General features: G+C 59.2%; 24 protein-coding genes. 14 read left to right on the top strand and 10 right to left on the bottom strand.

Annotation, left to right across the window (positions count from 1 at the left end; genetic code table 11):
• From ACQZ5G_RS09170 to ACQZ5G_RS09155, 4 genes are all read left to right on the top strand, one after another.
• On the top strand, positions 1–1641 hold the full coding sequence (locus ACQZ5G_RS09170) for an ABC transporter ATP-binding protein (RefSeq protein ID WP_448737134.1): 1641 nt from the start codon (positions 1–3) through the stop codon (positions 1639–1641).
• A 101-nt stretch (positions 1642–1742) separates the two neighbouring features.
• On the top strand, positions 1743–2990 hold the full coding sequence (locus tag ACQZ5G_RS09165; RefSeq protein WP_448737135.1) for an NAD(P)/FAD-dependent oxidoreductase: 1248 nt from the start codon (positions 1743–1745) through the stop codon (positions 2988–2990).
• A 254-nt stretch (positions 2991–3244) separates the two neighbouring features.
• Entirely contained in the window at positions 3245–4606 is a 1362-nt protein-coding gene (locus tag ACQZ5G_RS09160) for a glutamine synthetase family protein (protein WP_448737136.1), read from the top strand.
• Between the two features lies 1 nt (position 4607).
• The gene (locus tag ACQZ5G_RS09155) at positions 4608–5909 is read left to right on the top strand and encodes an NAD(P)/FAD-dependent oxidoreductase (protein WP_448737137.1); all 1302 of its coding nucleotides are present in this window, start codon (positions 4608–4610) and stop codon (positions 5907–5909) included.
• On the opposite strand, the gene ACQZ5G_RS09150 is transcribed toward ACQZ5G_RS09155, so the two are convergent.
• From ACQZ5G_RS09150 to rirA, 7 genes are all read right to left on the bottom strand, one after another.
• Positions 5906–6394 (bottom strand): gluconokinase, encoded by a 489-nt coding sequence (locus ACQZ5G_RS09150; protein WP_448737589.1) that lies wholly within the window; start codon positions 6392–6394, stop codon positions 5906–5908. The two genes, ACQZ5G_RS09155 and ACQZ5G_RS09150, sit on opposite strands and share 4 nt — an antisense overlap.
• A 109-nt stretch (positions 6395–6503) precedes the next feature.
• Complete coding sequence (locus ACQZ5G_RS09145; protein WP_448737138.1) at positions 6504–7244, bottom strand: ABC transporter permease; 741 nt, start codon at positions 7242–7244, stop codon at positions 6504–6506.
• The gene (locus tag ACQZ5G_RS09140) at positions 7241–8179 is read right to left on the bottom strand and encodes an ABC transporter ATP-binding protein (RefSeq protein ID WP_448737139.1); all 939 of its coding nucleotides are present in this window, start codon (positions 8177–8179) and stop codon (positions 7241–7243) included. The genes ACQZ5G_RS09145 and ACQZ5G_RS09140 overlap by 4 nt, the downstream gene beginning before the upstream one ends.
• A complete protein-coding gene (locus ACQZ5G_RS09135; RefSeq protein ID WP_448737140.1) occupies positions 8176–9342 on the bottom strand; it encodes an ABC transporter permease in 1167 nt (388 codons plus the stop codon). The genes ACQZ5G_RS09140 and ACQZ5G_RS09135 overlap by 4 nt, the downstream gene beginning before the upstream one ends.
• 96 nt (positions 9343–9438) lie before the next feature.
• Positions 9439–10350: a glycine betaine ABC transporter substrate-binding protein OsmF gene (osmF, locus tag ACQZ5G_RS09130; RefSeq protein ID WP_003524447.1), complete on the bottom strand. Its 912-nt coding sequence runs from the start codon at positions 10348–10350 to the stop codon at positions 9439–9441.
• A 141-nt stretch (positions 10351–10491) separates the two neighbouring features.
• Positions 10492–11538 (bottom strand): AbrB family transcriptional regulator, encoded by a 1047-nt coding sequence (locus tag ACQZ5G_RS09125; protein WP_448737141.1) that lies wholly within the window; start codon positions 11536–11538, stop codon positions 10492–10494.
• 171 nt (positions 11539–11709) lie between these two features.
• A complete protein-coding gene (gene rirA / locus ACQZ5G_RS09120; protein WP_003524449.1) occupies positions 11710–12177 on the bottom strand; it encodes an iron-responsive transcriptional regulator RirA in 468 nt (155 codons plus the stop codon).
• Positions 12178–12350: 173 nt separating this feature from the next.
• Here rirA and ACQZ5G_RS09115 point away from each other — a divergent pair, with 173 nt between their 5' ends.
• The gene (locus ACQZ5G_RS09115; protein WP_448737142.1) at positions 12351–13400 is read left to right on the top strand and encodes a Fe(3+) ABC transporter substrate-binding protein; all 1050 of its coding nucleotides are present in this window, start codon (positions 12351–12353) and stop codon (positions 13398–13400) included.
• Positions 13401–13492: 92 nt separating this feature from the next.
• On the opposite strand, the gene ACQZ5G_RS09110 is transcribed toward ACQZ5G_RS09115, so the two are convergent.
• Complete coding sequence (locus ACQZ5G_RS09110) at positions 13493–14989, bottom strand: CoA-acylating methylmalonate-semialdehyde dehydrogenase (protein ID WP_003524451.1); 1497 nt, start codon at positions 14987–14989, stop codon at positions 13493–13495.
• Between the two features lie 178 nt (positions 14990–15167).
• Between ACQZ5G_RS09110 and ACQZ5G_RS09105 the strand changes: the two genes are divergently transcribed.
• From ACQZ5G_RS09105 to pncB, 8 genes are all read left to right on the top strand, one after another.
• Positions 15168–15458, top strand: coding sequence for a putative quinol monooxygenase (locus tag ACQZ5G_RS09105; RefSeq protein WP_448737143.1), 291 nt, complete (start codon positions 15168–15170; stop codon positions 15456–15458).
• Positions 15455–16336: a LysR family transcriptional regulator gene (locus ACQZ5G_RS09100; RefSeq protein ID WP_448737144.1), complete on the top strand. Its 882-nt coding sequence runs from the start codon at positions 15455–15457 to the stop codon at positions 16334–16336. Before ACQZ5G_RS09105 ends, ACQZ5G_RS09100 begins: the two co-directional genes overlap by 4 nt.
• A gap of 123 nt (positions 16337–16459) precedes the next feature.
• Positions 16460–17377 (top strand): DMT family transporter, encoded by a 918-nt coding sequence (locus tag ACQZ5G_RS09095; protein ID WP_448737590.1) that lies wholly within the window; start codon positions 16460–16462, stop codon positions 17375–17377.
• A gap of 291 nt (positions 17378–17668) precedes the next feature.
• The gene (locus ACQZ5G_RS09090) at positions 17669–18775 is read left to right on the top strand and encodes a DUF475 domain-containing protein (RefSeq protein WP_269830597.1); all 1107 of its coding nucleotides are present in this window, start codon (positions 17669–17671) and stop codon (positions 18773–18775) included.
• Between the two features lie 363 nt (positions 18776–19138).
• On the top strand, positions 19139–19483 hold the full coding sequence (locus tag ACQZ5G_RS09085; protein ID WP_003524457.1) for a MarR family winged helix-turn-helix transcriptional regulator: 345 nt from the start codon (positions 19139–19141) through the stop codon (positions 19481–19483).
• Between the two features lie 18 nt (positions 19484–19501).
• The gene (locus ACQZ5G_RS09080) at positions 19502–20353 is read left to right on the top strand and encodes a C40 family peptidase (RefSeq protein ID WP_448737145.1); all 852 of its coding nucleotides are present in this window, start codon (positions 19502–19504) and stop codon (positions 20351–20353) included.
• Between the two features lie 95 nt (positions 20354–20448).
• Complete coding sequence (locus tag ACQZ5G_RS09075) at positions 20449–20808, top strand: hypothetical protein (RefSeq protein ID WP_031233696.1); 360 nt, start codon at positions 20449–20451, stop codon at positions 20806–20808.
• A gap of 210 nt (positions 20809–21018) precedes the next feature.
• Positions 21019–22323, top strand: coding sequence for a nicotinate phosphoribosyltransferase (pncB, locus tag ACQZ5G_RS09070; RefSeq protein ID WP_065654709.1), 1305 nt, complete (start codon positions 21019–21021; stop codon positions 22321–22323).
• A 109-nt stretch (positions 22324–22432) separates the two neighbouring features.
• On the opposite strand, the gene ACQZ5G_RS09065 is transcribed toward pncB, so the two are convergent.
• Positions 22433–23827: a leucyl aminopeptidase family protein gene (locus ACQZ5G_RS09065; RefSeq protein ID WP_035264577.1), complete on the bottom strand. Its 1395-nt coding sequence runs from the start codon at positions 23825–23827 to the stop codon at positions 22433–22435.
• Between the two features lie 142 nt (positions 23828–23969).
• Between ACQZ5G_RS09065 and ACQZ5G_RS09060 the strand changes: the two genes are divergently transcribed.
• Positions 23970–24794: a tetratricopeptide repeat protein gene (locus ACQZ5G_RS09060; RefSeq protein WP_448737146.1), complete on the top strand. Its 825-nt coding sequence runs from the start codon at positions 23970–23972 to the stop codon at positions 24792–24794.
• Positions 24795–24844: 50 nt separating this feature from the next.
• Here the strand turns inward: ACQZ5G_RS09060 and ACQZ5G_RS09055 are convergent, their stop codons facing one another.
• The gene (locus tag ACQZ5G_RS09055) at positions 24845–25831 is read right to left on the bottom strand and encodes a type II secretion system F family protein (protein ID WP_448737147.1); all 987 of its coding nucleotides are present in this window, start codon (positions 25829–25831) and stop codon (positions 24845–24847) included.
• Positions 25832–25834 lie beyond the last annotated feature (3 nt).

Raw genomic sequence — 25834 nt, 5'->3', positions numbered from 1 at the left:
ATGACGGAAACAAAGACCCAACCGCTTCTCTCCGTCCGCGATCTCTCCGTCGCCTTTCATCAGGGCGGTGCGACGAGCATCGCTGTCGACCACGTCTCCTTCGATCTGAAGCCGGGCGAGGTCGTCGCCCTCGTCGGCGAGTCCGGTTCCGGCAAGTCCGTGACGGCGAACTCCATTCTCAAATTGCTGCCCTATCCGGCGGCAAGCCATCCCTCGGGAAAAATCCTGTTCGACGGCAAGGATATGCTGACTTTGCCGGAACGCTCCCTGCGCGCGGTCCGCGGCAACGACGTCACCATGATTTTTCAGGAGCCGATGACCTCGCTCAACCCGCTCCACACCATCGAGCGGCAGATCGGCGAGATTCTGGAACTGCATCAGAAAATCACCGGGGCGCAGGCGCGGGCGCGCACGCTGGAACTTTTGCTGCAGGTGGGTATCCGAGAACCGGAAAGGCGCCTGAAGGCCTATCCGCACGAATTGTCCGGCGGCCAGCGGCAGCGCGTGATGATTGCCATGGCGCTCGCCAACCGGCCGAAACTGCTGATCGCCGACGAACCGACGACGGCGCTCGACGTGACGGTTCAGGCCCAGATTCTCGAGCTGCTCGGCGATCTGAAAAGGCAGCACGGCATGTCCATGCTGTTCATCACCCACGACCTCGGCATCGTTCGCAAATTTGCCGATCGCGTCTGCGTCATGACCAAGGGCAAGATCGTCGAGACCGGCACTGTGGAGCAGGTCTTTACCGATCCGCAGCACGCTTATACGCGCCATCTTCTGGCGGCAGAGCCGAAGGGCGAGCCGCCGCATTCCGACGCCAGCAAACCCGTGGTCATGCAGGGTGACGATATCAAGGTCTGGTTCCCCATCAAGGCGGGACTGATGCGCCGGGTGGTCGACCATGTGAGGGCGGTGGACGGCATCGATATCACCCTTCGCGCCGGCCAGACTGTGGGCGTGGTGGGCGAATCCGGCTCCGGCAAGACCACGCTCGGTCTGGCCCTTTCGCGGTTGATTGCGTCTGAAGGGCGTATCAGCTTCATCGGCCAGTCGATCGACCACTATTCCTATGAAATGATGAAGCCGCTCAGAAACCGGTTGCAGGTGGTGTTTCAGGATCCTTATGGGTCGCTCAGCCCGCGTATGTCGGTAGGCGAGATCGTCGCCGAGGGCTTGAAGGTGCATGAGCGGTCTCTGTCTGCCGATGAGCGCGATACGCGTGTCGCCACCGCGCTGGAAGAGGTCGGTCTCGATCCGGCCACCCGCTGGCGGTATCCACATGAATTTTCCGGCGGCCAGCGCCAGCGCATCGCCATTGCCCGCGCCATGGTGCTGAAACCCCGTTTCGTCATGCTGGATGAGCCGACCTCCGCGCTCGACATGAGCGTGCAGGCGCAGGTGGTCGATCTGCTGCGCGATCTTCAGGCCAAGCACGAACTCGCCTATCTCTTCATCAGCCACGATCTGAAGGTGGTGAAGGCGCTCGCCAACGATCTGATCGTCATGCGCCATGGCAAGGTGGTGGAGAGCGGCCCGGCGGCGGAAATCTTCGCCGACCCGCAGCAGGACTATACCAAGGCGTTGCTGGCGGCCGCCTTCAACATCGAGGCGATGAAAACGAAGGCGATAAGCCAGTAGGTCGCATTGCTGTTTCTGTTAAGGTGATGATTTTTCTGTTGCTTCGCGGAAAATGCCGACCCATGTTGAGGGGCATGTGACGCGGAAACGGATTGATTGCCATGGCAGCGGATGTGATCGTTTTGGGGGCAGGGATCATCGGGGTCTCCATCGCCCTGCAACTGGCCCGCAGGGGTAAGTCGGTGGTGCTGGTCGACCGGCGCGGACCGGGTGAGGAGACCTCCTTCGGCAATGCCGGGCTGATCCAGAGAGAAGGCGTCGTGCCTTATGCCTTCCCGCAGGATCTCGCCCTGTTGCTGCGCTATTCCCTGAACAACAGCATCGATGCCCGCTATCATCTCTCCGCCCTGCCGAAGATCGCGCCTTTTCTCGGCCGCTACTGGTACAATTCCGCAGCCTCGCGCCACGCGGCAATTGCCCGCGCCTATGCGCCGCTGATCGAGCATTCGGTTTCGGAGCACAATATCCTGATCGAAGAGGCGAAAGCCGGTGATCTGATCGTCAAGAACGGCTGGATGGAGGCCTACAGAACCGCCGCGAGGCGGGATGCCGATTTTGCTTTCGCCGAGCGTCTGGCGCGCGACCATGGCATTTCCCATACGAAACTCGACGCCGAGGAGCTTGCCGCAGCCGAACCGTATCTGAGCCATGATTTCGTCGGCGGCCTGAAATGGAACGATCCCTGGTCGGTGCGCGATCCGCATGCGCTGACGCTCGCTTATGTCCGGCTGTTCGAGAGCCTCGGCGGAAGCTTCGTCAGGGGCGATGCTTCCACCCTCAGCCAGACGGTGAGCGGGTGGACGGTGCGCACCGAAACCGGCGCGGTCGAGGCCGAACATGCCGTCGTGGCACTTGGCCCCTGGGCGGATATCGTTACGGAACGGCTGGGTTACCGCTTTCCACTCGGTGTGAAACGCGGTTACCACATGCATTATGCGCCGCAGGAGGGCACGAAGCTCAATAACTGGCTGATCGACGCCGAGCGCGGTTATTTCCTCGCGCCGATGCGAAAGGGCATCCGCCTGACGACGGGCGCGGAATTTGCCGAACGCGATGCACCGAAATCTCCCGTGCAGATCGAGCGGGCAGAGCGGGTGGCGCGCACCGTCTTTCCTCTCGGCGGCCGGCTGGATGCGGAACCGTGGATGGGTGCGCGGCCCTGCACGCCGGATATGATGCCGATCATCGGCAAAGCGCCGCGCCATAAAACATTGTGGTTTGCTTTCGGGCACGCCCACCATGGCCTCACACTTGGGCCGATCACCGGCCGTGTGCTGGCAGAAACCATGCTTGGCGAAACGCCGGTTATCGCCATCGACGCCTATCGCCCGGAAAGGTTCAATCCCTGATAGCTAAATCCGCTGGCCTTCCGGGGACAGGCCACGTAACATGGTCGCATGCTGGAGCGGCATGGCGAAAAGTGTAAGCGGTTTTCGCCTGAAATCCCGTTCTAACTATATAATTTAGATCATGTAATGATCTAAAGGGGAAAAGGGGCAAAACGTCATCATGGTGGCGAGGTTTCTCATCTATCAGCAGCAGGACGACTTTCGTTAGCGCAATTCGCTGCGCATGAAACGAGATGGAAACGGCTTGCTGGTGCATGATGGATGATATTGAAAACGCAAAGAAATTTTTCGCCGATAACCCCGATATCGAAATTCTCGAAGCTTTCGTCATAGATGCGAACGGCGTGCCGCGCGGCAAATGGATTCCGCGCGAACGGGCAATCGACGTTCTTGAAAAGGGAATGGCCATTCCCCGGTCGGTCTATGCGCTGGATATCTGGGGCCGGGATGTGCATGCCGCAGGTCTTGCGGAAGGCACGGGTGATCCGGACGGTTTTTGTTTCCCCGTTCCAGGCACGCTGTCGCGGGTGACATGGCTTGGCCGCCCGACGGCGCAGGTTCTGCTGGCAATGAAAAACCCGGATGGAACCGGCTTTTATGGCGATCCGCGCCATGTTCTGGCGCAGGTTCTGGGCGCTTATAAAAAGGCCGGTCTGACGCCGGTCGTGGCGACCGAACTCGAGTTTTACCTGATCGATCCCGTCCGCTCCGCGCTCGATCCTGTTCGTCCGCCGCACAGCCGCGAGGGTCGGTGGCATACGGGCCAGACACAGGTTCTGTCGATTTCCGAACTGCAGGATTTCGAGGACGTCTTCCATGATATTGCCACGGCCTGCCGCGCACAGGGTGTGCTTGCCGATACGACGTTGCGGGAGAATGGTCCCGGCCAATATGAGATCAACCTCAATCATGTGCCGGATGCATTGCAGGCGGCCGATTTCGCCGTCTTCCTGAAACGTATCGTCAAGGGCGTGGCGCGGCGGCATGACCTCGATGCCACCTTCATGGCCAAGCCTTACGGGTTGCAGGCCGGCAACGGAATGCATGTGCATTTTTCCGTTCTCGACAGGGACGGCAGGAACATCTACGCCGGGGAGGACGGCCCATCGGATGCTTTGATGCATTCGGTCGGCGGCCTCTTGGAAAACATGGGTGAAAGCATGGCGATCTTCGCTCCCCATGCCAATTCCTATCGCCGCCTGACACCCAGCGAACATGCACCCACCTACGCCTCCTGGGGCATCGACAACCGCTCGGCGGCGGTTCGCGTCATTGTTGCCAGCAAGTCGGCGACGCGTATCGAACATCGGGTCGCGGGCGCCGATACCAATCCCTATCTCGTTGTCGCGATGATCCTGAGCGCCGCATTGGCAGGAATGAAGGAGAAGCGCCAACCGGGCGGCGCGATTGCCGGCGACAGCCACGCGATCAATCACGAGCCGCTGCCCACCAACTGGGACTATGCGTTGCAGCGCTTCACGCGGTCGAGCTTTGCCTATGCGACGCTCGGCCAGAAGTACCGCACGCTGTTTTCCGCCTGCAAACAGCAGGAGCTTTCCGAATTTTCCCTGCGTGTAACCGACGTCGAATATGACGCCTATATCAGGACGGTGTGAAATGGCTGAGGTAACGAATATTCCCAATCCCGGCCACACATCGTCATGGTATGCGGCCTCCGCCAATGTCAAAACCGTGCGGCCGACGCTCGAAGGCGCGCTGGACGCCGATGTCTGCATCATCGGCGGTGGCTTCACCGGCATTTCCGCCGCGCTGGAACTCAGTGAACGCGGCTATTCCGTCATCGTTCTGGAAGGCGTCCGCGTCGGCTTCGGCGCTTCGGGTCGCAATGGCGGCCAGATCGTCAACGGCTATAGCCGCGATCTCGAAACCATTGCTGGCCGCTACGGGCATGACAAGGCGGTGAAACTCGGCGAAATGTCGCTTGAAGGCGGCGCGATCATCCGCAACCGCATCACCAAATATGCCATCGATTGCGATCTCGTCGATGGCGGTTTCTTCGCCGCCTTCACGCCGAAACAGATCCGCGAGATGGAGGCCCATAAGGCCCATTGGGAGAAACACGGCCATGGCGGGCTCGAAATGGTCTCGAAGGCGGATGTCGGCCACTATGTGAAGACCGATCGATATGCCGGCGGCATGATCGACCGCTTCGGCGGGCATATCCACCCGCTCAATCTGGTGCAGGGCGAAGCGGCGGCGGCCGAAAGCCTCGGTGCGCGCATATTCGAAAATTCGCGGGTCATTGCGGTGGAGCAGGGCGCAAACCCCGTGGTGCGCACGGCAACAGGCAGCGTGAAGACGAAATATGTCCTCGTCTGCGGCAACGCCTATCTCGGCAAACTCTTGCCGGAAATCGGCGACCGGATGATGCCGGTCTCAAGCCAGGTCATGGCGACGGAGCCGCTCGATGCCGATCTGATTGAGGCTCTTCTGCCCGCCAATTATTGTGTCGAGGATGCCAATTACATTCTCGATTATTACCGCCGGACCTCGGACAATCGCCTGCTCTATGGCGGCGGCATCGGTTATGGCGGCAGCGATCCGGCCGATCTGACGGGTGTGATCCGCCCGAACATGCTCAAAACCTTCCCGCAACTGGAAAAAACGAAAATCGACTTTGCCTGGAGCGGAAATTTCGCGCTGACCCTGACGCGTATTCCGCATATGGGCAGGCTGTCGGACAATATCTATTTCTCGCATGGCGACAGCGGCCATGGGGTTACGACAACCCATCTGCTCGGCAAGATACTGGGCGAAGCCGTTGCCGGCCACGCCGAACGTTTCGATATCTGGAGTTCGCTGCCGAACTATCCGTTCCCCGGCGGCAAGACCTTCCGGGTGCCGCTGACCGTGCTTGGCGCATGGTGGTACGGCCTGCGCGACAGGCTCGGATTTTAGAACGTCACCGTCTTCAAACCGGAAAGTGCGTTATTCGCAATATCCTCCGGTGTGGCATCGATGCTAACGGTCACGACGCCCGGTTCGCCCGTCGGCACTTCCAGCGTGGCAAGCTGGGTTTGAAGCAGCGAAAGCGGCATGAAATGGCCCTTGCGTTCGCCCATGCGCCGGCTGAGAAGCTCCAGGCTGCCATCCAGATAGACGAAAGCCAGCGGGCCGCCGGTGGCCTTGCGAAGGCGGTGGCGATAGATTTTCTTGAGCGCCGAGCAGGAAACGACGACACCGTTGCTTTCGCTGCCCTTGCGCAGTTCCGCGCCGATCAGATCGAGCCAGGGCCAGCGGTCTTCGTCCGTCAGCGGAATACCCTCGGACATTTTATCGACGTTGGATTTCGGGTGAAGCTTGTCGCCCTCTATGAAAGCAACGCCCAGTTTTTCCGCCACTGCTTCCGCGACCGTGGACTTGCCGGAGCCGCTCACTCCCATCACGACAATTGCCTGTGTCACCCGAACCTCGAATGTTTCTGTTTCGACAGTCAGCCCCTACCATGTGCGGCAGGCATCGGGAATATAAAAATGCGGGGGCTTGCCTGTGTCAGTGCCCGGTTTTGCGCGCCGCAGTCTTTTCCATCGCGGAAAAGGCAGCGTGAATCAGGATCGCCAGCGCCGCAACGATCAGCCCGCCCTGAAGAATGAAGGCGAGATTGTTGGATTGCAGGCCGGCAATGATCACTTCGCCGAGGGTACGCGCCGCGACGGTCGAGCCGATGGTCGCGGTCGAAAGGCTGATGACGGCCGAAAGCCGGATGCCGGCGAGAATGGCTGGAAGGGCAAGCGGCAACTCCACTTTGACAAGGCGTTGCCAGTCGGTCATGCCACTGCCTCTCGCGGCATCCATCACCGTGGCGGGCAGGGTCGTAAGACCCGTCAGCGTATTTTCGAATACCGGCAAAAGCGCATAGAGAAACAGGGCAATGAGCGTTGGTTTTTCGCCAAAACCGATCATCGGCACGGCCAGCGCCAGCACCGCTACCGGCGGAAAGGTTTGGCCGATATTGACGATGCTGCGCGACAGCGGCAGGAAATCCGCCCCGAATGGCCGGGTGACGAGAACCGCGAGCGCTCCCGCCGTGAGCGTGGCCAGCCCCGTGGCAATCGCCACGATGGTTAGATGCGACAGCGTGAGGGAAAACAGATTGGCCTGCGTGTAGATTGCGGGTGCATTGGCCTGCACGAGAGGGCGGAACACCGGTGCGAAGACCTGCGGCACGGCAAGGAAGATGATCAGCGCCAGTACCAGTAGCCCGAGAGCAAAGAAGGATAAGGCGTTTTTCATGGGGCTCCGGCGGCACGCTGGAGGAGAACGTCACGCCGCACCCGGCCGGCGGGTTGCCCATCGTCCCTGACGACCGGCAGGGCATCGCACCCCGCCCATAACATGGCCGACAGGGCGTCACGCTGGCTTGTATGCTCGGTGAGCGGTTCGCCCTCTGCGTTTCCCGGCTCCACGACATCGGCAACGGAGAGAACGGACAGCAGTTTCAGCGCCCGTTCGTTTTCGCCGATCATGGTGCGCACGAAATCCGTCGCCGGTTTCAGCACCAGTTCGGCCGGCGGGCAGTCCTGCACAATGCGGCCCTTGTCCATCACGGCGATACGATCCGCCAGATGAAAGGCCTCGTCCATGTCGTGCGTGACGAGAACCACGGTCACGCCGAGCTTTTTCTGGATATCGAGAAGATCGTTCTGGGCCTTGGCGCGGATCACCGGGTCCAGCGCGCCGAAGGGTTCGTCCATCAGAAGAATGTTCGGCTCGGCGGCGAGCGCACGCGCCACACCGACACGCTGCTGCTGACCGCCTGAGAGTTCATGCGGGAAACGGTCGGCATAAAGCGCGGGATCGAGCTGGAAGAGATGCATCAGCGCCTCAATCTTCGCCTCGATCCGCTTGCGATCCCAGCCGATCAGCTGCGGAACGGTCGCGATATTTTCGGCCACCGTCCGGTGCGGAAACAGGCCATGGCCCTGAATGGCGTAGCCGATCTGGCGGCGAAGCTTGAAACCGGGTATCGCGCTGACATCCTCACCGTCGATACGGATCGTGCCGGAGGTCGGCTCCACCAGCCGGTTTATCATGCGCAGCAGGGTGGTCTTTCCCGACCCGGAAGTGCCGACGATGACGGTGACGGTGCGCGGCGCGACAGTCAGCGATACCTGATCCACGACGGCTGCTTCGCCATATCGTTTCGTGATGGTGTCGATTTCGATCATGCCTTTTGCCTTCCGCCTGCGCTGAGGAGATTGCTGTCGATGAGGGCGTCGAGTGTTATCGCGGCGGCAAAGCCGAGAAGAACCGTCGGCACGGTGCCGAGCAGCACAAGGTCCATCGCCGTCTGCCCGACGCCCTGAAATACGAAAACGCCAAAGCCGCCGCCGCCGATCAGGGCGGCAATCGTCGCCAGGCCGATATTCTGCACCAGCACGATGCGGATGCCGGTGAGGATGACCGGCATGGCCAGCGGAAATTCCACCTGCAGCAGCCGTTGAACCGGCGTCATGCCAAGCCCGCGCGCCGCTTCCCGGACCGCCTGCGAAACACCGGAAAGACCAACCACCGTGTTGGAAACGACCGGCAGCAGCGAATAGAGAAACAGCGCCACGAAAGCGGGCGCCATGCCGATGCCGGCAATGCCGATTTTCGCGGCACCCGGCACAGTGGCCGCGATCCACCCGAGCGGGGCGATCAAAAGGCCGAAAAGGGCGATGGAGGGAATGGTCTGCACGATGTTGAGGCTGTTCAGTACGCCTGCGCGCAACTGCTCGACCTTATAACAGAGTATCCCCAGGGGAATGCCCACCACGGTCGCTGCGATCAGCGAGCCGATGGCAAGTTCCACATGCCGCAAAGCCTCGGTCCAGAATGTATCGGCCCGGCCGGTATATTCCTTGATGATGGAGAGGTCGTTCCAGAGGCCGCTTGTCAGCACGGCCGCGAGCGCGGCGATGGCCGCAATCAGCAACAAAATCCGGGCTGTGGGCTTCGGCTCAAGACGCGCAATGCAATCCGTGGCGAGCAGAGCCAGCCCGGCAAATATCAGCCAAAAACCGCTGGCAGGTGAAACTCGGGCAAAACCGTTACCCTCCGGCATGAGGAAAGAAGCCGCCTTCCCGACGAAAACGGCCAGTGCAGCAAGACCGACCAGCGCAAATGCGAGCTTCAATCGCGTAGGAAAGCGGAAAAACGCGATGAAGGCCGAAAGAAGAACGATGGTGGCGAGAACAGCTGCAGCCGAACCCGGAAGAGCTTCGAAGACCGTCCGTGTCTCGCCCTGAACGATCCGGTTGGCACGGAATGTCATGAAAGGCGAGGCAAAAAGCGCATAAAGAAGCAGGCACGAAATCACCACGCCCACTTTGTCAGGCCATTTCGTCAAATCCTGCTCCCCTGTCTTCGGGCCCGTTTACTCTGAATTGGGACGGGATCATGGGAACGCACCGGTTCCCGCAACCCGCTCCGGCGCCGCGAGCGGTTACTTGACGAAGCCGTTCTTTGTCAGAAAGTCGAGAGCCACGGTCTTGGCCTGTTCGCCGCCCACCTGAACGCGGGCGTTCAAATCCTGCAGCGTTGCCAGATCGAGTTTTTCGAACACGGGTTTCAGCAACTCTTCGATATTCGGGTGCTTTTTCAGAACCTCTTCGCGAATGATCGGCGCTGGCTGATAGACCGGCTGCACATGTTTGTCGTCCTCCAGCACCACAAGACCGGAGGGCGCGATGCCGCCATCCGTGCCATAGACCATCGCGGCATTGGCGTTGTTCGTCTGGTTGGCGGCGGCGGCGATGGTGGCCGCGGTGTCGCCGCCGGAAAGCGTGATCAGCTGGTCAGGTTTCATGGTGAAGCCATAGGTGGTCTGAAATGCGGGGAGCGCAGCGGCGGAGTTGACGAATTCGGAAGAAGCAGCAAGGACGACTTCGCCGCCATCGGCAACATATTTGCCGAAATCGGAAAGCGTCTTCAGATTGTTCTTGTCGGCGACATCCTTGCGCAGGGCAATGGCCCAGGTGTTGTTTGCCGGCGATGGCGTCAGCCAGACGATCTTGTTGGCGTCGAAGTCGAGCGTTTTCGCTTCTTCATAGCCCTTGGCTGCATCTTTCCAGAGCGGATCGTCCGCCTTGGAGAAAAAGAACGCGGCGTTGCCGGTATATTCCGGATAGATGTCGATCTCACCGGCCGTTATTGCTTTTCGCACAACCGGCGTGGCGCCAAGCTGGATGCGATCCGTCGTTTCGATCTTGTTCTGGTTAAGGACGGCGAGGATGATGTTGCCGAGAACACCGCCTTCCGTGTCGATCTTAGACGACACGACCACCTGCGCCTGAGCAATGGAAACAGAAAGGGCAAGCGCAAGTCCGGCGCCCGTCAACGTCATCAAGCGGTTCATGAATGTTCCTCCGGTGGGTCAGCCTGCCGAACAGGCGAAAGATCGCCGCCGCAATTGCGGCCGAATATAAACGGCCGGGAGGAAAAATGGTTGCATGCCACCTGCGTTTTCGCGTCGATGGCTCCGGCCACACGCCGATGGTCAGGTTTCGCCGTAGCGCTTGCGCGCATCCTTGCCCATGACGAGCGGCATGAGAACCGAAAGAAACAGGAGCCTGATGACGTGGTGGGAGCCGACATAGGCGGTATCGGCATGCATCATCACGGCCATCGCCGCCATGGTCTCCAGGCCGCCCGGCGAATAGGCGATCATGACGGCATTGAGCGGAACGCCGGTCACGCCGGAAATCATCCAGGCAATGCTTCCGGCAATCAGCATCACGGCGATGGTGACCACGAAGCCCGCCAGAAAGCCTCTCCGCACGTCCATCAGTGAGACATTCGAAAAGCGCGTGCCGATGAGGCAGCCGATCAGCACATAGACGGGCAGGCTGAGCCAGGTGGGAACGCCGCCTTCGGTAAGGCCGGTAATGTGGGTGCCGATGGAAATGGCGACGCCGCCAAGCAGCAGCGCGGCCGGAAACTTCCAGCGCAGGAAAAGCCAGCCGGTCAGAAGCGATGCGCCGATGGTCAGCGCGAGTGTGAGCAGACCCATTGGCGGGTTGGCCACAAGCGGTTCCGTGCTGACGAGATCGAAATATTCGACGATCAGCGGCACGGAAAGCGTCAGCGCCAGCACCCGCACGCTTTGCACGATGCTGACGGTCGCAAGGTCGCTTTTCGTCTCGGCGCCGAGGCTGATGATATAGCTGAGATGACCGGGAGAGGCGCCCAGCATCGCCGTTGTCCGGTCGTAACCGAAGCCGTAATGCAGGATCCAGTAGGCGACATAGAGCATGATGACGACAGCGACGAGCACAACGACGAAGCTCACGGGCCAGGTCTTTGCGGCGTCGATCACGGAGGGCGTCACGCTCGTTCCCATGGAAATGCCGACGACGACGAAACAGGCATTGCGGATGAAGGCGGGAACGCCAAGCCTTACGCCGGCCAGCCCCGTGATCGTCACGGCAAGCGCCGGGCCGGAAAGAAAAGGTGCCGGGATATCGATGAGGCTGGCGAGTAGCGCCCCTATGCTGCCGACGAGCGCGGTGAGCGCAAATGTATGGAATTCAGGCTTGATGATCATTGCGACGCTGATTGGTTGCTTGAAAAAGCTCGCGACCAAATGCGCCGCTTCCATTCGCGACGTCAACACGCAGGATCAAAAATATTACATTTCATGCATATTCTATAAAGAAAAGCCCGTGGCCTCACGGACACGGGCTATGGCAACTGCCGACGGGGGGCAACGGGATGATCAGGCCGCCGGGGCAGCGATCTTCGGCATTTCCGTATCGAGGCCCAGCAGGAAGTTGATCTGGGGCCGCGCCTTGACGAGATCGTCGATCGAATATTCCGCCAGAACGTCGAAAAAGGCATTGAGCGCCTTGCGAAGCGCCGAGTTGAGGCCGCAGCTATCCACAAGCGGACATTCCACAGCACCGTCCTCGAAGCATTCGGCCATGGCGAAGCTGTCTTCCGTCACCTTCACTACGTCGAACAGGCTGATCTTTTCGGCGGGTTTGCCAAGACGCACGCCGCCGTTGCGACCGCGCACGGTTTCCACCAGGCCTGCCTTGTTGAGCGGCTGCAGGATTTTGAACAGGAACAGCTCCGAAACGCCATAGGCTCTGGCGATCTCAGGAATGCGGCTCAGATGGCCTTCATTGGCGGCGCAATACATCAACATGCGAACGGCATAGTTGGTCTGTTTGGTCAAGCGCATGCTGGTCTCCTAACTCTCAATGTGGAGTTATATAGTCTCTTTTTCAGTTTAGAACAATTCCAGAAACTGAAAAAACTGGCACCCATCCGATATTTCTCGAACAGCCTTGTTGACCGTTCGGATGATTCATGAACAAACAAGTCAAGAATCGGAATGTAATGGAGGCATTCATAATGGCAAGCTTGAAATCATACTTTTCCGCTGCCGTTTTTTCGGGGTTGACGATCCTTTCCGCCGCGCCCGTCGCTTTGGCAGAGGGGGAGGTTAACGTCTATTCCTATCGCCAGCCTGAATTGATCCAGCCGCTGCTCGATGCCTTCACCAAGGAAACGGGCATAGAAACCAACGTGCTTTTTCTCGATAAGGGGCTGGTGGAACGCATTCAGGCCGAGGGCGTCAATTCGCCGGCCGATGTGCTGCTGACGGTCGATATCGCCCGTCTCGTCGAGGCTAAGGAGGGCAAGGTTACCCAGCCGGTCCTCAACGATCCCGTCATCGAAAAGGATATCCCCGCCAATCTGCGCGATCCCGAGGGCGAATGGTTTGGTCTCACCACGCGCGGCCGGGTGGTCTATGCGTCTAAGGAGCGGGTGACTCAAAAGGACATTACCTATGAGGAGCTTGCCGATCCGAAATGGAAGGGCAAGATCTGCATTCGCGACGGCCAGCATTCCTATAATATCGCGCTGATCGCCTCCATGATTGCCCATCACGGTGTCGATTATACCCGCACATGGCTGACCGGCCTGAAGAACAATCTCGCCCGCAAGCCTGACGGAACCGACCGCAGCCAGGCGAAATCGATCTTTTCCGGAGAATGCGATATTGCGCTCGGCAACACCTATTATGTCGGCCTGATGCTGACCAATGATCGCGAGCCGGAAGAAAAGGAATGGGCCGGATCGGTGCGGGTGATCTTCCCCAATGCGGGCGATCGCGGCACACATGTAAATATTTCCGGCATGGCGCTAACGAAATACGCACCCAACAAAGACAATGCGCTGAAGCTTATGGAATTCCTGGCCTCGCGCGAGGCGCAGGAAATCTACGCCAAGCAGGTCTTCGAATATCCGGTGCTGCCCGGCGCGGAGCCATCCGATGTCGTGAAGGGCTTCGGCCCCATCAATCCGGACAAGCTGCCGCTGACGGACATAGCGGCCCATCGCAAGCAGGCGTCCGAACTGGTGGATGAAGTGGGTTTCAACGACGGCCCGACCAACTGATCCCGGCGCAGCCCTTACCGCCCAGCCGAAATCCAATAAAAAGCCCCGCTGTTTTTCCAGCGGGGCTTTTGCTTGCGTACCGGCTTCCCGGCTTACTTCATCGTCGGCATCACGAATTCAGCGCCCGACTTGATACCCGACGGCCAGCGCGAGGTAATCGTCTTGGTTTTCGTCCAGAACTTGATCGAATCCGTCCCGTGCTGGTTGAGGTCGCCGAAGCTCGAAGCCTTCCAGCCGCCGAAGGAGTGATAGGCAAGCGGAACCGGGATCGGAACGTTGACGCCGATCATGCCGATATTGACGCGGCTTGCGAAGTCGCGGGCGGCGTCGCCGTCGCGGGTATAGATGGCGACGCCGTTGCCATATTCATGCTTCATCGGCAGTTCCAGTGCGTCTTCGTAATTCTTGGCGCGAACGACGGAGAGAACGGGTCCGAAGATTTCCGTCTTGTAGATGTCCATATCAGGGGTCACGTGGTCGAACAGGCAGCCGCCGACGAAATAGCCATCTTCATAGCCCTGCAGCTTGAAGTCGCGGCCATCGACCAAGAGCTTCGCACCCTGTGCGACGCCGCTGTCGATAAGGCCCTTGACGCGCGTCTGCGCTTCCTTGGTGACGAGCGGACCCATATCGGCCTTGTCGTCGGTATAGGGTCCGATTCTCAGGCTTTCGATCTGCGGAATGAGCTTTTCGACGAGACGGTTTGCCGTCTCCTCACCAACCGGAACCGCAACGGAAACAGCCATGCAGCGCTCGCCGGCCGAACCGTAACCTGCGCCCATCAGCGCGTTTACCGCCTGGTCGAGATCGGCATCCGGCATGATGATCATGTGGTTCTTCGCACCGCCGAAGCACTGCGCACGCTTGCCGTTCATGGCGGCCGTGCCATAGACGTAACGGGCGATCGGCGTCGAGCCGACGAAGGAGACCGCGCCAATATCGGGATCGGTCAGGATGGCGTCGACGGCGCCCTTGTCACCGTTGACGACGTTCAGGATGCCGGCCGGAAGACCGGCTTCGATCATCAGTTCGGCAAGACGGATCGGCAGCGACGGGTCGCGCTCGGAAGGCTTGAGGATGAAGGCGTTGCCGCAGGCAATTGCCGGCGCGAACATCCACATCGGGATCATGCCGGGGAAGTTGAACGGGGTGATACCCGCGCCGATGCCAACCGGCTGGCGGATCGAGTACATGTCGATGGCCGGGCCTGCCCCTTCGGTGAATTCGCCCTTCTGCAGATGCGGAATGCCGCAGACGAATTCGCAGACTTCGAGGCCGCGCACGATATCGCCCTTGGAATCCTCGACGGTCTTGCCATGCTCGCTGGAGAGCAGCACCGCCAGTTCGTTCATGTCGCGGTTCAGAAGTTCGACGAACTTGAAGAAAACGCGGGCGCGACGCTGCGGGTTGGTGGCGGCCCATTTCGGCTGCGCAGCCTTGGCGCTCTCCACGGCGGCGCGCAGTTCGGCGTCGCTTGCAAGCGCGACAGTTGCCTGAACTTCGCCGGTGGCCGGGTTGTAGACATTCGATGTGCGGCCGCTGGTGCCGGGCACATGCTTGCCGTTAATGAAATGACCGATTTCCTTCATGGGGCTTTCCTCCGCGATTTTTTGATGAGCGCAGCATTGCACTTGAATTTGTACAAATCAATGAACTGAGATAATAAACCGTTGTGCGTAAATTAAAGTACGATAAGCCTTTTGAGACGTTTCCCGAGGTCAAAATAGAAGGTCAAAAAAAGTGGCGAGCGAAGAACCTGTCGTGAGGATGGCTGAAATCGAAATCGATCCCATTCATCTGGAAGCCTATCGCAAACTGCTTGCGGAAGAGATCGAGACTTCGGTCAGCCTTGAAAAGGGCGTGCTTGCACTAAATGCGGTGGCGATCAAAGGCAGCCCGGAAAAGATTCGCATCCTCGAAATCTATGCGAACCGCGCAGCCTACGAGGCGCATCTGCAAACGCCGCATTTCCTGACATACAAAGAGGGGGTGGCGGGAATGGTGACATCGCTTACTTTGATCGAGGTTGAACCCGTAGTGATGCGCAGCAAGCCATGAATTGGGATGATGTCCGCATATTCCTTGCCGTTGCCCGCTCCGGGCAGATTCTCGCTGCATCGAAACGGCTCGGGCTCAACCATGCGACGCTTTCGCGGCGATTGACGCTGCTGGAGCAGGCGCTGAAGACCCAATTATTTATCCGCCGGACGAACGGCTGCGAATTGACCGAGGAGGGGCAACGGTTTTTGGGCGCCGCCGAGCGCATGGAAACGGAAATGCTGAATGCCCAGGCAAATCTCGGCCGCGTCGATACGGCGGTGGCGGGAACGGTGCGCATCGGCGCGCCGGATGGTCTCGGCGTTTCTTTCCTCGCGCCAAGGCTCGGCCGGTTGACGGCGCGTTATCCCGATCTGAAAATCCAGCTCGTGCCGGTGCCGCGCTCTTTCTCACTGTCGCAGCGCGAGGCCGATATCGCCATCACCATCGAAAGGCCGGAGCAGGGCAGGCTGATGTTTTCGAAGCTGACCGATTATTCGCTGGGCCTTTATGCCTCGGCGGATTATCTGGCCGATTATGGAACGCCTGATGATGTCGAGGCGCTGAAGCGCCACCGGCGGATCGGCTACGTGGAAGACCTGATCTTTTCGCCTTCGCTGAACTTTACCGGTGAGATCATGCGCGACTGGGACGCCGCCTTTGAAATCTCCAGCGCCACCGGGCAGACAGAGGCGGTGCGTTCCGGTGCGGGTATCGGCATCCTGCACAATTACATCGCCGGGCAATATCCCGAACTTCTGCGGATCATGCCGCACCTCACCATCAGCCGGTCCTACTGGACGGCCTATCACGAATCCGCCCGTCAACTGGTCCGCGTCCGCACTGTGGTCGATTTTCTCCAGGAACTCGTAGCCGAAGAACGGCGAATCTTCACCTGACATCCCAAATGCAGATATTATTAGTACTATTAATTGTTCGGACCCGGCCGTTCGGGGCTTGACAAAGGATGGCTGGCTGGACGACCAATGCAGCCATTGGGAGAGATCGGAACTGACATGTCTATGATACGTAAGCTTTCGCCGACTGGCCTCGGCGTGGCCGTCATGCTGCTTGGAATGCTGCTTTTCGCACTGAACGACGCCATGGGGAAATGGCTCGTAGCCACCTATAGCCAGGGTCAGGTGATCCTCATTCGCAGCGCGGCGGCGCTTATTATCCTCGTTCCGATCGTCTGGCGTGCCGGCCTCTCCGGCCTTGTCAGAATTGAGCGTCCCGGCCTTCAGTTTGCGCGCGTCTTCTTCTCCACCGCAGAGCTTTTCTGTTTCTATTTCGCGGTTGCGGCCCTGCCGCTCGCCGATGTCATGACCTATTGGCTGGCCGCCCCCATCTATGTGGCGGCGCTTTCGCCGTTTCTGCTCGGAGAAAAAGTGGGCTGGCGTCGCTGGACTGCCATCGCCATCGGTTTTGTCGGCGTTCTCATCGCGCTCAAACCCAGTTCGGCAAGCCTTACCTCCGCAGCATTGTTTTCGATCCTTGGCAGCGCCGCCTTTGCCTTTATGATGTTGTCTGGCCGCCAGCTGCGCAATACGCCGGATACGGTGCTTGCCTTCTGGCAGATCATCGGTGCGGCGCTTGCGGGCATTGTCGCGGTATTCCTCACGCCATCGGGATGGCTGCCGGTTCAGTCCAGTTTCGATCTCGCCTTCCTCGGTCTGCTCGGCGTCGTCGCCATGACGGCGCATGTGCTGGTCAACCGGGCGCTTAAACTCGCCGATGCCGCCACCGTCGCGCCGCTGCAATATACGCTGTTGCTCTGGGCGGTGGTTTTCGGCTGGCTGTTCTTCGGCGATGTGCCGCAGACGAGTATCGTCGTCGGCGCGGGTCTGATCGTTCTTTCCGGCCTTTATATCTTCTTCCGCGAAAATACTCTCAAACGCCGCCGCGAAACCGCTGAAGACCTGGCCGCGGAGCAGGTTTGATCTTTCTCAGGGCCTTGATCACGATCACGGGACTTGACGAAGGCGTGATCTTCGGGGAGTAAGAAAGAGCCCTGCGATGATTTGTCTCGCAACGGCAGAGGAAACAAAGGTGCCGGGCCCCTCTGGCGAGAGTTTTACGGCGCTCTCGCGATGTCGGTACCGCCTGCAAAAATTGGCCGGCGGATTAAAAACTATGAAAAACCTGAATGTGCTTCGCGCGCGTGCTTTCTGCGTGCGGCCTGACGCCCTGCGTCGGTCCGTGAACGCCCTCGTTATGGGAGGCGACCGGACATGAGCGCTGCCCAGAAAAACACGCTTACCTACTTCAAGTGGGCTTTTATCGTCACCGTGGTCGGTTTGATCCTCGGCGGTTATCTCGGTTGGGAAATGACCGGAACGGTCGGCGGCACGGCGACGATCTTCTTCATCTGCGTCGTTCTGGCGGTGCTGGAAATCTCGCTCTCCTTCGACAACGCCATCGTCAACGCCAATAAGCTCAAGGATATGACACCGGTCTGGCAGCACCGCTTCCTGACCTGGGGTATCCTGATTGCCGTTTTCGGCATGCGTATCGTCTTCCCGCTGCTCATCGTGGTCGTCGCGGCCAATGTCGGCCCGTGGACTGCGCTCGTCATGGCGGCCACGCAGCCGGAACGTTATGCGGAAATCATGCGTGACGCCCATCTGCCGATTGCGGCTTTCGGCGGCACCTTCCTGATGATGGTCGGTCTCAACTTCTTCTTCGACCATGAAAAGGACGTGCACTGGGTGCGCTGGATCGAGGAAAAGGCTGCAATCTATTCCTCCGTCAAGGGCATCGAGATTGCCTTCGTGCTGGTCGTCATGCTGATCTTTTCCCGCATCATCGGTGCTAGCGACAATCCGGAACTTGGTCCGGTCGCGGCCAACACCTTCTTCCATTCGGCGATCTGGGGTCTTTTGACCTTCCTGCTGGTGGAAGTCGTCGGCGGCATTCTCGACCGTAGCCAGGAAATGCTGGAAGGTGCGGCAAAAGGCGGCTTCGGTGCGTTTCTTTATCTTGAAGTGCTGGATGCCAGCTTCTCCTTCGACGGCGTTATCGGCGCTTTCGCGCTGACGCAGAACCTCTTCATCATCGCCATCGGCCTCGGCATCGGCGCCATGTATGTGCGTTCGATGACCATCATGCTGGTTGAGAAGGGAACCCTGGCCGAATATCGCTATCTGGAGCACGGCGCCTTTTATGCGATCCTCATCCTGTCCGTCATCATGTACGTGCAGACCATGGTGCATATTCCGGAGGTCATAACTGGCCTTGGCGGCGCGGGCCTGATCGGCATCTCGCTCTGGTCGTCGATCCGCTATAACCGGCGACAGAGTGCCGATGCGGTTGATGCCGCGCGCGGCGCGGAGATCTGATCCGCGATTACCCATGCCTTCCGCTGTCGTGGCGGAAGGCAGTTTTTAAGCATTGAATTATTTTTTGCCTGTTTTTGTTGCTGTTTTTCCTTTGCGGAAAATTTCGCCAAAAGGCGGAATTTTTGCCTTAAGTCGCTGTTTTTACGAGTATTTGTGCGGTGCATCAAAACTGGCACGCTTCCTGCATCTCATTCTGCAAGTCCAGAGGGGACATTATGGCTCGAAAACGGGTCAACAAATACCGCCGCGCCGCGCGATCTTTCCGATCTGCGCCGTGCGGCGGTTCTGTTTGTGCGGGATGGTTCTTGAGTTTTCCGTTCGGTTGAATGAAAACGATAAGACAACGACTGGAAGGGTCACGGTTTGCCTGCACAATTGTCACCCACGGAGGCCCTGGGCCTCTGGCATCGTGTATCCACGGCGCAGGTCATTGACGATCAGCCGGATTTGACCTTGCGTCAAACCGCCATCCTGCTGCAGATTTATCTCGTGCCGCCGCCGCACACCGTGCGGGGTCTCGCCGCCATGCTGGGTGTGACCAAACCGGTTATTACCCGCGCCCTCGACAGTCTGGGTGCTCTCGGACTGGTCGACCGGGTTCGGGATGAGCGGGACAAGCGCAATGTCGTGATAAAACGCACCGTGGCCGGTGCGCTTTATCTGGAAAAATTCGGCGATCTGATTATTGATCAGGCGCGCAAGATCTAACCTCTGGATGTGAAACCCATGATGCTCGACCGCCGCCTGAATGTCTTCCGCTCCGATCTCGCCGATGAAAAGCTGCAGGGCGTGGTGCAGGCCGAATGTTTTGTCAGCGGCTCGCCCGCGCAGATCGCGGTGCCGGTTGTTGGCCTGCGGCCCACGCCGGACCTTGCCGCCGGTATCGATACCGAGCTGCTGTCTGGCGAAACCATCCGTGTTTTCGAGCACGCGAATGGCTGGGCATGGGTGCAGGCGGATGCGGATGGTTATGCCGGCTATGTGCCGGAAACGGCGATTGGCGATGTCGTTGTCGCCACCCATCGGGTGATTGCACCACGCACTTTTCTCTATCCAGCCGCTGAATTGCGCAAACCGCCGGTCGCAGCGCTGTCAATGGGCAGTCTCATTCGCATCGTCGGCGAGGCGGAGACACGCGGCACCCGTTACCTGCTGACCGAAAAGGGCGAAGGCATCATCGCCGCCCATTGCCGCGCCGTTGATGCGGCGCTTGAGGAGGATTATGTGGCGGTGGCGCTGCGCTTTATCGAAACGCCCTATCTCTGGGGCGGCCGTTCCGGTTTCGGTATCGATTGTTCCGGCCTCGTGCAGCTTTCCATGGCCATGACGGGTCGGCGGGTTCTGCGCGATACCGACATGCAGGTGAAGTCGCTCGGCGTGGAAATAGAGCGCGATGAATTGCGCCGCGGCGATCTCGTCTTCTGGAAGGGCCATGTCGGCCTCATGGAAAACGAGGAAACGCTGCTGCATGCCAATGGCCATACGATGAATGTCGCACGCGAAAATCTCGATGCGGCCATCGAGCGCATCGGCTGGCTTTACGAAAAGCCGACGGCTTTCCGCCGCCTGGAAGACTGAAAAGGCGACTTTCACGAAATTGTGCCTGTGCGGCCCTTTGTGCGAGAGCCGCCGACAGCCTACATCGGTTGGATGATGGTTCGGGACCGGCATCGATGAAGACAAGAACGGCGACACGATTGGCAGCGATCCTTACGGCAGTTTTGCTGAGCGCGTCAGCGCAGGCGCAGACTGTTTTCCAGAACGGTTTTGCCCCCGCGCCGGACGCCTATGCAAACCTGCCCGGCGTCAAGGATCCGCGCACGCTGCAGCCAAAGGTCCGTTACAATTGCCACAGCGCGCTTGGCTCGACCGGATATTCGCGCGGCCCCTACCGGAATGTTTTCGGCAGCCGTGGACTTCCCGTTCAGGGTTACCGTTGCACCGATGAAAACGGAATTTCCAGCTTCGGCGGCAGAAATCCGGTTTCCAAGGACTGGTATCCCGGCATAAACCCCGTAGACCCGACCTTCTGAAGCGGCATCGCTCCAGCACCGGACCGAAAACCACCTTGCGCTCTTCGGAAAATCGATGCGTGAGCGGTGGCGGCGGGCATTTGCCTGGCCGGTGCTCTGGACTTGTTGTCGCTTTTTCAGATAAATCTTCCGCATGACAGGTTGATACCTGCCGGGGTGCGGAGTGACATCGGCTATTCTGACCTTTGGCCGATATTGGGGAATGCGAGTATGACGAAGACCGATATAGCCACCCGTGTCCATAATCATACCTGGAAACTCGACCCTATCGTCCGCAGCCTGATCGATACGGATTTCTACAAGCTGTTGATGTTGCAGATGATCTGGAAGCTCTATCCGGAAGTCGATGCGACGTTTTCGCTTATCAACCGCACGAAAACGGTGCGGCTGGCGGAAGAGATCGACGAGATGGAGCTGCGCGAACAGCTCGATCATGCACGCACCCTGCGTCTTTCCAAGAAGGAAAACATCTGGCTTGCGGGTAACACGTTTTACGGCCGCTCGCAGATTTTCGAGCCGGAATTCCTCTCCTGGCTGTCGAGCTATCAATTGCCGGAATATGAGCTTTTCAAGCGCGACGGGCAATATGAGCTGAATTTTCATGGCCGCTGGATGGACACGACGCTCTGGGAAATCCCGGCGCTCGCCATCATCAACGAGTTGCGCTCGCGCAGCGCCATGCGTTCGCTCGGTTATTTCACGCTCGATGTGCTTTATGCGCGTGCAAAGGCCAAGATGTGGGAGAAGGTCGAGCGGCTGCGGGAACTGCCGGGCCTGCGCATTTCCGATTTCGGTACTCGCCGCCGTCACAGCTTCCTTTGGCAGCGCTGGTGCGTCGAAGCGCTGAAGGAAGGCATCGGGCCTGCCTTTACCGGTACGAGTAACGTCCTGCTCGCCATGGATTCCGATCTCGAAGCCGTGGGCACGAACGCGCATGAACTGCCGATGGTGGTCGCGGCGCTGGCGCAGACGGATGAGGAACTGGCTGCAGCACCCTATCAGGTTCTGAAGGACTGGAACCGGCTTTATGGCGGCAACCTGTTGATCGTGCTGCCGGATGCCTTTGGCACGGCGGCTTTCCTGCGCAACGCGCCGGAATGGGTGGCAGACTGGACGGGTTTCCGTCCCGACAGTGCGCCGCCTATCGAAGGCGGCGAAAAGATCATCGAGTGGTGGCAGAAGATGGGCCGCGATCCGCGCAAGAAGATGTTGATCTTCTCAGACGGTCTCGATGTCGACGCCATCATCGACACCTACAGGCATTTCGAAGGCCGCGTTCGCATGAGCTTCGGCTGGGGCACCAACCTCACCAATGATTTTGCCGGTTGCGCGCCAAAAACCATCGCCAGCCTCAAGCCGATTTCCATCGTTTGCAAGGTGAGCGACGCCAATGGCCGGCCGGCGGTGAAGCTCTCGGACAATCCGCAAAAGGCCACCGGCGACCCGGCCGAAGTGGAGCGTTACCTGAAGTTCTTCGGCGAAGAAGACCACAAGGAACAGAAGGTTCTGGTTTAAGGCTTTTCCAGGAAAATTGGATCCCGGTTTTCCGTCCGGAAATGCTCTAAATTGAGAACGGGCGCTCCGGTTGAGGAAGCGCCCGTGGAAGCCTGAACTTATCAGCAGATTACTTCGCGAACTGGTGTGCGATGTAATGGAAGAGTGCGCGGATACCCTGCGCCTCCCCGCCGATCGATGAGTGATGCCTCTCGCTCAGAGACCAGCCGTAAATATCGAAATGCGCCCAGCGCCTGGTATTGGTGACGAAACGCTTCAGGAACAGGGCGGCGGTGATCGATCCGCCCATGCCGCCCGAAGGCGCGTTGGTGATATCGGCTGCGCGTGAGCGGATATCCTTGTCGTAGCCCATATAGAGCGGCATGCGCCACAGCGGATCGTCCGTATCGATGCTGGCTTCCGCGATATCATGCGCCAGATCCTCGTCATCGGTGTAGAATGGCGGCAGATCCGGGCCGAGCGCGACGCGTGCGGCACCCGTCAGCGTCGCCATGTCGATCATCAGGTCCGGCGCATCTTCGTCCGCATAGGCCAGCGCATCCGCCAGAACAAGACGGCCTTCGGCGTCGGTATTGTCGATCTGCACCGTCAGCCCCTTGCGGCTGCGGTAGATATCGCCGGGGCGGAAGGCATTGGAGGAGATGGAGTTTTCGACCGCGGGCACGAGAACGCGAAGATCGACCGGCAGCTTCGCATCCATGATCATCAGCGCAAGGCCGAGCACATTGGCCGCACCTCCCATATCCTTCTTCATCAACGCCATGGACGCGGCGGGTTTGATATCGAGGCCGCCGGTGTCGAAGCAGACGCCCTTGCCGACGAGGGTGAGGCGCGGATTGCCCTTCTTGCCCCAGTTCATCTCCAGAAGCCGCGGCGCGCTTTCGCTGGCCCGGCCGACAGCATGGATCAGGGGTAAGTTTTCCTTGAGCAGATCATCGCCGGTGGTGACCTTCACCTTTGCCTTGTAATGGGCGGCAAGCGCGCGGAAGGCAATCTCAAGCTCATCCGGTCCCATATCGTTGGCCGGGACATTGATGAGGTCGCGCGCAAGGAAAACGCCGGCCAGAACGCGCTTGATCTCGCCGTCTTCCGCGTCCTGCGGAATGAGAAGCTTTGCCCCGTTCGTCTTGGTGGTCTTGTATTTGTCGAAGCGGTAGCTGCCGAGACCGAAACCGAGAGCGAGGCGATTGGCCGTCAGGGGTGCGGTCTCGATGTGCCATTCGCCTTCCGGCAGCTCACGGGCGAGTTTCCCGGTGATGAAGGGGATTTCCGAGGGATTGCCGCCGAGGCCGAGAAGCACGCCGCCCAGCGAACCATCGGCGGAAGGAACGAGGAGGATGGCGCCTGCCTCCGCCTTGAACCCCGCCTTCTTCGCCCAATCCAGAGCGACAGGATCGATGGCGCCCTGTTCGATATGGGCCGGCGTGACGGCGAAAACCGGCAATGTGCTGCCGGCCTTGGAGCTGAAAGGGGTCGGGCGTTCGATGAACTGATAGGGCGCCATTGTATGCTTCCGTAAATGTCGAGAATCGGTGCGATTAACGCTCTGTTAGGGTTAACAGATTATTGCTTAAGCGAAAGTTGCGTCATGTGAGTCTGTCGTGTGTCGGGCGCAAGATTGATCATTCTTGGGCGGGGGCGCTGCCATGACTGCATTTTCTTTGGGCGAGACAGGCCGGACAGGGTTGCTGCGGGGAGCATGTCTTGCCGCATTGGTTCTTGCGGTTTCAGGATGCGCGAGCACCAACAAGCCCGATCGCATGTCCACCGGCTCCATTCCCGCCGCCACGCGCTCCTATGATCACATGAACATGGAGCAGCTTCGGCAGGCGGAAGAGAGCGCCGGCAAAGCCTATGAACGCAGCCCCAAGGACAAATCGGTCGGCATGAATTATGCCAGCGTGCTGATGATGACAGGCAAGAACACACAGGCTCTCGCCGTCATGCAGCAGATCGCCATCGCCAATCCGGCCGACCGCGATGTCCTTGCCGCCTACGGCAAATCGCAGGCCGCCGCCGGCCAGCTGGAACAGGCGCTTTCGACCATCCAGCGGGCCCAGACGCCGGACCGGCCCGACTGGCGGCTTTATTCCGCCGAGGGCGCCGTGCTCGATCAGCTTGGACGCTCGAACGAGGCGCGTTCCCGCTACAGGCAGGCGCTTGACCTGAAGCCGAACGACCCGAGCGTATTGTCCAACCTCGGCATGTCCTATGTCCTGTCGAGCGATCCGCGCACTGCCGAAACATATCTGCAATCCGCCATCGCCCAACCGGGCGCAGACAGTCGCGTTCGCCAGAACCTTGCGCTCGTGGTCGGTCTACAGGGCCGCTTTGCCGAAGCCGAGCGCATCGCGGTTCAGGAACTCTCGCCACAGCAGGCACAGGCAAACCTCACCTATCTGCGTGCCATGCTTTCGCAGCAGAACTCCTGGCAGCAACTGGCGAAAAAGGACAGCAAGCCGGCTGGTTGATACGCTTTTGCAGGTATAGAAGGGTTGCGCCCTCCTGCGCGTTTCCGTCGTTAGAACGTGTCGGCGACACGAATGCCGGCAGGCCCGAGAATAACGGCGATGAGAACCGGCAGGAAGAACACTATCATCGGTACAGTCAGTTTGGGCGGCAGCGCTGCGGCCTTTTTCTCAGCTTCATTCATTCGCTCGTCTCGACCTTCCTGCGCGAGAACACGCAGAGCCTGTGCGAGCGGCGTCCCATATCGTTCCGCCTGGATGAGGGCCTGCACCACGCTTTTGACACCGTCCAGTTGTGTGCGCATACCAAAATTCTCAAGCGCGACACGCCTGTCCTGAAGGAAGGACAATTCCGCTGTCGTGAGAATCATTTCTTCCGCGAGTTCAGGCGACTGTTCGCCCATCTCTTCCGCTACGCGGCGCATGGCCGCTTCCATCGACACACCGGATTCGATGCAGATCAGCATCAGATCAAGTGCATCTGGCCAAGCCCGCTTGATCGAGACCTGTCGCTTGGTCATGCGGTTAGAAACGTAGATATTGGGAGCATAAAAGCCGATATAGCCGAAAAGAAGAACGGCCATCAGTCGAATGAAGAAGGCTTTATCCGAAAGATTTCCGAGAACGAAAATCCAGGTGAATGCGACGGCCAGAAAAATAAACGGCAATATGAATCGGGCAGCAAGAAATGTATTAAGCGCATTTTGCGAACGAAAACCGGCTGCACGCAGCTTGTTCATTGTGTTCTTGTCGGCGAGCGCTTCCTGGAGATTGAATTTTTCGACGATTCGCCGTGCGGATTTATTGTTGTTGCCACGCAGGGAAGCCTTGCCGTCTCTGGTTGCTGTTGCCAGACGCTCGCGCTCGCGGCTGCGAATAAGTTCCCGTTCCGACGATACGGCTTTCATGCGCTTGGCAAAGTCCTTTCGTTCGAAGAAAGGCGTAATGAGCGTATAAAGGGTGGCGAAAACTGCCACTGTTACGAGAATCGCAATGATAGTTTGCGGATTCGTCAGGTCTGAAAGGAGACTTCCTGTCATCGG

It is taken from the genome of Agrobacterium sp. 22-214-1, from assembly GCF_053522465.1.
Note: the sequence above shows the minus strand (reverse complement) of the source record. Positions and strands in the feature narration are given on the sequence as shown.